Raw genomic sequence first — 9522 nt, 5'->3', positions numbered from 1 at the left:
ACGCCGAGCACCCAGTCGCGCCCGGTGGCGATCGCCTCGCCGATGCCGGGGGCCCCTGCGACCGGCAGCGCAGGGCCGCCGCCCGCGACCGTAAACGTCGCGCCGTCGTCCGACAGCCGGCCGTGCATCAGGTTCATCGCGGGCGAGCCGATGAAGCCCGCGACGAACACCGTCGCCGGCTTCTCGTACACGTCGACCGGCGCACCGATCTGTTCCGCGTAGCCGCGGTTCATCACGATCACGCGCTGCGCGAGCGTCATCGCCTCGATCTGGTCGTGCGTCACGTACACGCTCGTCGTCGCGAGCCGCGCATGCAGCCGCTGGATCTCGAGCCGCATCTGCACGCGCAGTTTCGCGTCGAGGTTCGACAACGGCTCGTCGAACAGGAACACCGACGGCTCGCGCACGATCGCGCGCCCCATCGCGACCCGCTGCCGCTGGCCGCCCGACAGCTCGCGCGGCCGCCGCGCGAGCAGCGGCTCGAGTTCGAGGATCTTCGCGGCGGCCGCCACCCGCGAATCGATCGTCGTGCGCTCGATCCCGCGGATCTTCAACCCGTAGCCCATGTTCTGCGCGACCGTCATGTGCGGGTACAGCGCATAGTTCTGGAACACCATCGCGATGTCGCGATCCTTCGGCTCCAGCGCATTGACGACGCGCTCGCCGATCGCGATCTCGCCGTCCGTCACCGTCTCGAGCCCCGCGATCATCCGCAGCAACGTCGACTTGCCGCAGCCCGACGGGCCGACCAGCACGATGAATTCGCCGTCGGCGATCTCCACGTCGATGCCATGCAGCACGTGCTGCTTGCCGTCGTAGGATTTCCTGACGCCCTTCAAGCTCAGCGCAGCCATTCTTGGTCCTTCTCCCGGTTACCGTCCGTTGCTATTTCTCGGAATCGACGAGGCCGCGCACGAACCAGCGCTGCATCGCCAGCACGACGACGAGCGGCGGGATCATCCCCAGCAGCGTCGCCGCCATCACGTATTGCCATTCGGTCGCGGCGTCGCCGCTCGCGATCATCGTCTTGATGCCCACCACCGCCGTCGACAGCGACGCCTCCGTCGTGATCAGGATCGGCCACAGATACTGGTTCCAGCCGTAGATGAACGTGATCACGAACAGCGCCGCGATGCTCGTCTTCGACAGCGGCAGCACGACGTCCCAGAAGAACCGCAGCGGCCCCGCGCCGTCGATGCGCGCGGCATCCATCAGCTCGTCGGGCAGCGTCATGAAGAACTGGCGGAACAGGAACGTCGCGGTCGCCGATGCGATCAGCGGCAGCGTGAGCCCTGCGTAGGTGTTGGTCAGATGCAACGTCGACACGACCTGCACGGTCGGGAAGATCCGCACTTCCACCGGCAGCATCAGCGTGATGAAGATCAGCCAGAACGCCGTGTTGCGGAACGGGAAGCGGAAATAGACGATCGCGTACGCGGACAGGATCGACACCGCGATCTTGCCCACCGCGATGCCGAGCGCCATCGCGAAGCTGTTCACGAGCAGGCGGCCGAACGGCGCCGTCGTGCCGCCGCTGCCGTGCCCCCAGATGTACGCGACGTTCTCGAACAGGTGCGTGCTCGGCACGAGCGACAGCGGCACCGTGAACACTTCCTGCGCGTTCATCGTCGCCGCGCAGAACGCGACGTAGACGGGAAACACGATCAGCACGACGCCCGCGATCAGCACCGCGTGGCAGAACAGGTCGAAGCCCTTGCGATTTTCGATCATGCGTATTGCACCCTGCGTTCGACGAAGCGGAACTGGATCACCGTGAGCCCGACGACGATGATCATCAGCACGACCGACTGCGCGCCCGAGCTGCCGATGTCGAGCCCCTGGAAGCCCTCCGCGAAGATCTTGTAGATCAGCGTCTTCGTGCTCTGCGCCGGGCCGCCGCCGGTGGCCGCGTCGATCACCGGGAACGTGTCGAAGAACGCATAGACGAGGTTCACGACCAGCAGGAAGAAGCTGGTGGGCGACAGCAGCGGCAGCACGATGTTGAAGAAGCGCCGCACCGGCCCGGCGCCGTCGATCGCGGCCGCCTCGATCAGCGAGCGCGGGATCGCCTGCAGGCCCGCGTAGAAGAACAGGAAGTTGTAGCTCACCTGTTTCCACACCGACGCGAGCACGACCAGGAACATCGCCTGCCCGCCGTTCAGCGCGTGGTTCCACACGATGCCGCTCTTCGCGAGCGCATAGGTGATCAGGCCGATGCTCGGGTTGAACAGGAACGCCCACAGCACGGCGGCGATGGTCGGGGCAACCGCGTATGGCCAGATCAGCAAAGTGCGGTACACGCGCGCGCCGCGGATCACGCGATCGGCGCACGCGGCGAGAATCAGCGACACGACGAGCCCGCTCACCGTGACGAGCGAACTGAACACGAGCGTCGTACGGAAAGAATCGAGATACAGCGGATCGGCGAACAGGTGCGTGAAGTTCGCCAGGCCGACGAATTCACTCGAGGTGCCGAACGCATCCTGCATCTGCGTCGACTGCCACAGCGCGACGCCGGCCGGCCACAGGAAGAACACGGCGGTGATCGCGAGCTGCGGCGCGATCAGCAGGTACGGCAACAGGCTCGTACCGAAACGGGAACGGGATTGCATCGCGGATATCCGGTCAGGCGCAACGGAAAGATGGCCGTGCCGCCGGCCGGCGCGCGCATCCGTACAGGCTGCGACGCGGCCGGCGGCACGGTGCGATGCGGGCTCAGCCGCCCGACTTCTCGAAGCGGCGCAGCAGTTCGTCGCCGCGCGATGCGGCCGAATCGAGCGCGTCCTTCGGCGACTTCTTCTGCGCCCAGACCTGTTCGAATTCCTCGTCGACCACCGTGCGGATCTGCGGCATGTTGCCCAGGCGCAGCCCCTTCGTGTACGGCAGCGGCGGCTTGTTCAGCATCTGCTTGATCGCGGTTTCGGCGCTCGGGTTCTTCGCGTAGAAGCCCTGCTGGCGCGTGAGGTCGTACGCGGCGGTCGTCACCGGTAGGTAGCCGGTGTCCTGGTGCCACTTCGCGGCAACGGCCGGCGAGGCCAGGTACGCGAGGAATTTCGCGACGCCCTTGTAGGTCGCCGGATCCTTGCCGGCCAGCACCCACAGGCTCGCACCGCCGATGATCGCGTTCTGCGGCGCGCCCTTCACGTTCGCGTCGTACGGCATCATGCCCGTGCCATAGCTGAACTTCGCGAACTTCTGCACGTTCGCGAGCGCGCCCGACGACGTCGTCAGGATCCCGCAGTCGCCGCTGTAGAACTTCGCCGACGCTTCATCCTTGCGGCCCGCGTACGTGAACGTGCCGTCCTTCGCCATCTGCTGCAGGAACGAGATGTGCGCGATCTGCTGCGGCTTGTTGAATTCGAGCACCGCGTCGGTGCCGTCGAAGCCGTTGTTGCGGCTCGCGAACGGCAGCCCGTGCCAGGCGCTGTAGTTCTCGAGCTGGATCCAGCCCTGCCAGCCGGTCGTGAAGCCGCACGCCATCCCCGACTTGCGCAGCTTCTCGGCATCGGCCTGCACGTCGGCCCACGTCTTCGGCGGCTGGTTCGGATCGATGCCGGCCTTCTTGAACGCGTCCTTGTTGTAGTACAGCACCGGCGTCGAGCTGTTGAACGGCATCGAGACGAGATGGCCCGTCTTCGCGTCGCTGTAGTAGCTCGCGATGGTCGGCACGAACGCCTTTTCATCGAGCGGCACGCCGGCCTGCTTGAACACGTCGTAGACGGGTACGACGGCCTTCTTCGCCTGCATCATCGTGGCCGTGCCGACTTCGTAGACCTGCAGGATCGCCGGCGCGTTGCCGCTGCGATAGGCGGCGATGCCGGCCGCGAGCGCCTGGTCGTAGGTGCCCTTGAAGACCGGCACGATCTTGTAGTCGCTCTGCGACGCATTGAACTGGTCGGCGATCGCGTTGACCCGCTCGCCGAGCGCGGCCTCCATCGCATGCCAGAACTGGATTTCCGTCGCGGCGAACGCTACGTGCTGCACCCCGAACATCAGCGCGCCGCCGAGCGCGATCGAACGAACCAGTGTCCCCGCAGGCTTCTTCTTCATCGACCTCTCTCCTATGAAAACGTTACCAACAGCGTGTGCAACATTCCCGTCGCCATTGAACCGGCGAAGTCTAGTGATCGTTTGTGACAGTCAGTTGTCGCTGATGACGAACAGGCGCTGATACTCCTTCAGCGCGAAGCGGTCGGTCATGCCGGCGATGTAGTGCGCGACGAGGCGCGGCTGCTGCGCGGCATCCTCGGACTGGTACGGCGGCGGCAGCAGGCGCGGATCGTCGATGAACGCATCGAACAGGCCGGTGACGACGCGCTGCGCCTTGCTCGCCATGCGCATCACCTTGTAGTGGCGATAGAGGTTCTTGAAGAGGAAACGCTTGAGGGCGGCCGCCTGCGTGGCAACCGTTTCGCTGTGCGACACGAGCGGCGGCGCGGCGCGCACGTCGTCGAGCGATGCAGGCGCGACACGCACGAGATTGCGCGTCGTCTCGTCGATCAGGTCGACGATCAGCGTGTTGATGATACGGCGCACCGTCTCGTGCACGAGACGGCGGCCTTCGAGGTGCGGGAATTCGGCGAGCGCCGCCTCATAGTGGCGCTGCCACAGCTCGACTTCCGCGAGCTGTTCGATCGTGATCAGGCCGGAACGCAGGCCGTCGTCGACGTCGTGGTTGTTGTAAGCGATCTCGTCCGCGATGTTGGCAAGCTGCGCTTCGAGCGACGGCTGGCGGCCCTGCAGGAAGCGCTCGCCGAGCGCGCCGAGCTTGCGCGCATTCTCGCGCGAGCAGTGCTTCAGGATGCCTTCGCGGGTTTCGAAGCACAGGTTCAGCCCGTTGAACGCGCCGTAGTGCTCCTCGAGCTCGTCGACGACCGCCAGGCTCTGCAGGTTGTGCTCGAAGCCGCCATGCTCGCGCATGCAGGCATTCAGGGCGTCCTGCCCGGCATGGCCGAACGGCGTATGGCCGAGATCGTGCGCGAGCGAAATCGCCTCGACGAGATCCTCGTTCAGGCGCAGGTTGCGCGCCACCGAGCGCGCGATCTGCGCGACTTCGAGGCTGTGCGTGAGGCGTGTGCGGAACAGGTCGCCTTCGTGATTGACGAAGACTTGCGTCTTGTATTCGAGCCGGCGAAATGCGGTCGAATGGACGATGCGGTCGCGGTCGCGCTGGAATTCGGTGCGCGCCGCCGGCGGTGTTTCCGGATGGCGGCGGCCGCGTGACTGCAACGCGTGTGCGGCATACGGAGCGAGATGGGCTTCCAGCGCCGCCAGCGTCGGCGGCTCGGCAACCGGCGCAGCAGATGCGCGGCCGGCTTCGGGCAGTGTGCTGCTGGATGTCTCGCTCACGTCTCCTCCATGTCAGGGGCGCCGGGGCATCCGGGCGGCCGTTAGCGGGTCGTCTGTGCCAGTGTAGCGAACACGGCTTCGTCCGGCGCTTGCGTGATCAGCGTATCGCCGAATCGCTTCAGCAGGATGAACTTGATCGCGCCGGCCTCCGCCTTCTTGTCGACGCGCATCAGGTCCATGTAGCGCGCGTCGCCGAGCGCGGGCCCGCGGGTCGGCAGGTGCGCGGCCTCGATCACCGCATCGAGGCGCTGCCGCGACGCTTCGTCGAGCAGGCCGAGCCGCACCGACAGGTCGCCCGCCATCACCATCCCGCAGCCGACCGCCTCGCCGTGCAGCCACTCGCCGTAGCCGAGCCCGGCCTCGATCGCATGGCCGAACGTGTGGCCGAAGTTCAGGATCGCACGCAGGCCGCCTTCACGTTCGTCGGCCGCCACCACGCTCGCCTTGATCTCGCACGAGCGCTTCACCGCGTGCGCGAGCGCAGCCGGGTCGCGACGGTTCAGCGCGTCGACGTTCGCCTCGATCCAGTCGAAGAATTCCGCATCGGCGATCGCGCCGGTCTTGATGATCTCGGCCACGCCGGCCGCCAGTTCGCGGTCGGGCAGCGTCGTCAACGCGCCGATGTCCGCGATCACGGCTTGCGGCTGGTAGAACGCGCCGATCATGTTCTTGCCGAGCGGGTGGTTGATGCCCGTCTTGCCGCCGACCGACGAATCGACCTGCGACAGCAGCGTCGTCGGCACCTGGATGAACGGCACGCCGCGCATGTAGCACGCGGCCGCAAAGCCTGTCATGTCGCCGATCACGCCGCCGCCGAGCGCAACGAGCGTCGTCTTGCGGTCCGCACGGTCGGTCAGCAGGCCGTCGAAGATCAGGTTCAGTGTTTCCCAGTTCTTGTACGCCTCGCCGTCCGGCAGCACGACCGTCGACACGCGCTTGCCGAGCGGCGCGAGCGCTGCGCGCAGCGCGTCGCCGTAGAGCGGATCGACCGTCGTGTTCGTGACGATCGTGACGGACGAGCCCTTGATATGAGGCGCGAACAGTTCGGCGCGGCCGATCAGGCCGGCGCCAATGTGAATCGGATAGGCGCGGTCGCCCAGATCGACGTTGACAGTAATCATGCTTGTAGCGGCTTGGCGATGACGCCCGCCAGTTCGAGTTGCATCAGCACCATGTTGACGAGACCGTTGACCGACGGACGGCCGGTCTCGATGACGAAATCCGCGCATTCGCGGTACAGCGGGTCGCGTACCTCGTACAGCGCTTCGAGACGCCCCTTCGGATCTTCGGTCTGCAGCAGCGGGCGGTTCTTGTCCTTGCGGGTGCGCAGCCACAGATCGTGCGGATTGGCGCGCAAGTAGATGACGATGCCGTTGTTTTTCAGGCAGTCGCGGTTTTCCGGGCGCAGCACCGCGCCGCCGCCCGTCGCGAGCACGATGTTCTCGCGCTGCGTGAGATCGGTGATCACCTGCGTTTCGCGATCGCGAAACCCGGCCTCGCCCTCCATCTCGAAGATCACCGGAATGCGCGCGCCCGTGCGGGCCTCGATTTCGTGGTCGGAGTCGAAGAACGTCCTGTCGAGCCGACGCGCGACCGCACGGCCCACGGTGGTCTTACCCGCTCCCATAAGGCCGACGAAAAATACGTTTGCATGTGGGTCCCGCGCTTGCAACGGCTTCCTCTGCTTCAATCTTGCTGGTGTGTGGCGCAGCTTACTGGCAAAGCGGCTGCCTTGTCGAGCCTGCGCCGGCGGCTTCCGGCCCTGTTTTTTCGGCATCCGCGCCGGCCGCGCCGCGCGCATTGCAGCGCGCGTCGACGACGGTCGGCGTGATGAAGACGACCAGTTCGTTACGCTGATCGCGTTGCGCGCGGTGCCGGAAAAGCGCGCCCAGAAACGGTATTTTGCCCAAGAGCGGCACGCGCGTCACATCGTTCCGGTTCAGTTGCTCATAGATCCCGCCGATCGCGACCGTCCCGCCGTTCTCGACCTCGACGCGCGTCTGGACGTGTTTCGTATGGATCGCCGGGCCGGCCGCCGTCGGCTCGCCGATGCTGTCCTTCGTCACGTCCAGGTCGAGCACCACGCGCCCGTCCGGCGTGATCTGCGGCTCGACCTCCAGTTTGAGCGTCGCCCGGCGGAACTGCACGCCGCTCACGCCGTTGCCGACCTTCGCCTGGTACGGCAATTCCGAACCCTGTTCGACGATGGCCTTGACGCGATCGGCGGTCACCACACGCGGGCTCGAGACGATCTGGCCCCGCCCCTGCGCCTCGAGCGCGCTCAGTTCGACGTCGAGCACACGGCTCAGCGGCGCGGCGAACAGCGTGAAGCCGGCGGTTGCCGCTTCGAAGCCGCCGAGCGGCCGCGCCGCCAGGTCGAGCGCGTTGCGCGCACCGGTCGTGAACGTGGCGCTCTCTCCCGACTGCGACCGCCCCTGCGCCCGCAACGCGACACGCGCGCCGAGATTGCGCGAAAACCCCTGCTCGCCCTCGACGATGCGAGCCTCGATCCGGACCTGTCGCGATGGCCGGTCGATCGCCTCGATCAGGCTCGCGATCTGGCCGAGACGCGGCGCGAGATCGGTGACGAACAGCAGGTTCATGCGCGGATCGGCCGCCGCGGCACCGCGCTTCGACAGCAGGCGCTGGCCGGTCGCGCCGGCCAGCAGCCGTTGCACGTCCTGCGCGCGCGGGTAGTGGAGCGCGAACGTCCGGCTCGCAAGCGGCTCCAGATCGGCGGCCCGCGCGTGCATTTCGAAGCGCTCGCGTTCGCGCGCGGCCAGCTCGGCCGCCGGCGTGACCCAGATCACGTTGCCCCGCCGGGACATCGCGAGCCCGTGCGTGTCGAGCAGCGTGTCGAAGGCATCGCGCCAACGCACATTGTTCAGACGTAACGTGACGGTGCCGCGCACCTGCTCGCCGACGACAATATTGAGTCCGGTGAACCGCGCAAACGCGTCGAACGCGGCCGCGAGCCCCGCGCCCTGCAGATTCAGCGAGATTCGCCGCGCGTCATCCGCATCGCCCGGTTGCCGTGCCGCGGCGTCGCCCATCCGGGCCGGCGGCGCCAACGGGATTGGCGGCCCTTCCAGCCCGAGTGCCGGGGTGGCGGCCTCCGCTTGAAGCGCTGCGCGAGCCGCCTGGTCGAACGGCGGCGGGCCGGCCTCCGTCGATACGGTGTGATCGGCACCGTCCACCGAGCCTTGCGGCAACGGCAGGCCCGGCACCGGCATATCCGTCGATACGGCAGGCCAGACGGCCGGTAGCGGCGGCAATGACGCGCTTGCACTGGCCGCGGTCAATCCGGCCCAAACGGCGAGCACCCGACATTCGTGCTTCATCATGGCCGCCTCCCGTCGTTCAGGGTGACTCGGTACGCGCCGTCCGCCGTCGCAAGCGTCACGGTGACGGGATCGACTCGCACGACCCGCGCGGCTCCGAGCGCTTCGCCGGGCACCAAGGCCGTGAACGCGCCGTCACCGTCGTCAAACAGCGCAAGACCGGCGCGCCCGTCGCGAATCGTGCCGGTCAGGCGGGCAACCGCCCCCTCCGCTTCCGACGAACCGGCCTCGCCGAACGGATCGGCGCCAGACGCGTCGGCCAGAACCGACGCCTCCCCGCCCGTGGACGTTGGCGCCGGCAACTCCGGAAACACGTCGACAGCCATTTCCACCCGCGCGGCCGCCCTTCCCCGTTCGACACGCAGCGCGGACGGCACCGCCAGCACCGGGAAATGCGCCAGCCCGCCGACCATCTGCAGCAGTGCGCGAAAGCCGCCGTGCGCGACGATGCGCACCGTGCGCCGGCCGTCCGGTACCGCGCCATCGGCGCGCAACGGTTCGATCGATACGTCGAGCAACCCGCTCGACGCGGCGCGATCCGCCAGTTCCAGCATCAACGCAGCCCATTCCGGCGCACGCGGCGAGCGATCGCCGTATGCCGCCGCCGGATTCCGGTCACGTTGCCGGGCAGCGTCCGTCAGAACACGCTGCGCGTCGGCCTCACGCATCTGCGCCGCCGCCAGCAACGCGCGGCTGTGCGCAAGCCCGCTCTTCCTGCTCGACGAAGTCGACAAGATGGGCATGGATTTCCGCGGCGATCCGTCGTCGGCGCTGCTCGAAGTGCTCGATCCGGAACAGAACCACACGTTCGCCGACCACTACATCGAAGTCG

Annotated in this window: 9 protein-coding genes; all 9 read right to left on the bottom strand. The window is 67.2% G+C overall.

Annotation, left to right across the window (positions count from 1 at the left end):
* Positions 1-854, bottom strand: an 854-nt coding sequence (gene ugpC / locus G3N93_RS27030; RefSeq protein WP_206134336.1) for a sn-glycerol-3-phosphate ABC transporter ATP-binding protein UgpC, incomplete at its 3' end; no start/stop codon positions are given.
* Positions 855-885: 31 nt separating this feature from the next.
* Positions 886-1731 (bottom strand): sn-glycerol-3-phosphate ABC transporter permease UgpE, encoded by an 846-nt coding sequence (ugpE, locus tag G3N93_RS27025; RefSeq protein WP_089444814.1) that lies wholly within the window; start codon positions 1729-1731, stop codon positions 886-888.
* Complete coding sequence (gene ugpA / locus G3N93_RS27020; RefSeq protein WP_039366730.1) at positions 1728-2612, bottom strand: sn-glycerol-3-phosphate ABC transporter permease UgpA; 885 nt, start codon at positions 2610-2612, stop codon at positions 1728-1730. The genes ugpE and ugpA overlap by 4 nt, the downstream gene beginning before the upstream one ends.
* A gap of 103 nt (positions 2613-2715) precedes the next feature.
* Complete coding sequence (gene ugpB, locus G3N93_RS27015; protein ID WP_174942218.1) at positions 2716-4050, bottom strand: sn-glycerol-3-phosphate ABC transporter substrate-binding protein UgpB; 1335 nt, start codon at positions 4048-4050, stop codon at positions 2716-2718.
* A gap of 90 nt (positions 4051-4140) precedes the next feature.
* Positions 4141-5349 carry a deoxyguanosinetriphosphate triphosphohydrolase gene (locus tag G3N93_RS27010; RefSeq protein ID WP_174939832.1) on the bottom strand — a complete coding sequence of 403 codons (1209 nt, stop codon included), beginning with the start codon at positions 5347-5349 and terminating at the stop codon, positions 4141-4143.
* Between the two features lie 41 nt (positions 5350-5390).
* A complete protein-coding gene (gene aroB / locus G3N93_RS27005) occupies positions 5391-6470 on the bottom strand; it encodes a 3-dehydroquinate synthase (RefSeq protein WP_174939834.1) in 1080 nt (359 codons plus the stop codon).
* A complete protein-coding gene (locus G3N93_RS27000) occupies positions 6467-7021 on the bottom strand; it encodes a shikimate kinase (RefSeq protein ID WP_174939887.1) in 555 nt (184 codons plus the stop codon). Before G3N93_RS27000 ends, aroB begins: the two co-directional genes overlap by 4 nt.
* Before the next feature lie 40 nt (positions 7022-7061).
* Complete coding sequence (locus G3N93_RS26995; RefSeq protein ID WP_206134335.1) at positions 7062-8693, bottom strand: type IV pilus secretin PilQ; 1632 nt, start codon at positions 8691-8693, stop codon at positions 7062-7064.
* Positions 8690-9358: a pilus assembly protein gene (locus G3N93_RS26990; protein ID WP_206134337.1), complete on the bottom strand. Its 669-nt coding sequence runs from the start codon at positions 9356-9358 to the stop codon at positions 8690-8692. Before G3N93_RS26990 ends, G3N93_RS26995 begins: the two co-directional genes overlap by 4 nt.
* Between the last annotated feature and the right edge of the window lie 164 nt (positions 9359-9522).

It is taken from the genome of Burkholderia sp. Se-20378 (assembly GCF_017104665.1).
In the GTDB taxonomy this organism is placed as follows: domain Bacteria; phylum Pseudomonadota; class Gammaproteobacteria; order Burkholderiales; family Burkholderiaceae; genus Burkholderia; species Burkholderia lata.
This window is presented reverse-complemented; position numbering and strand designations above follow the sequence as displayed.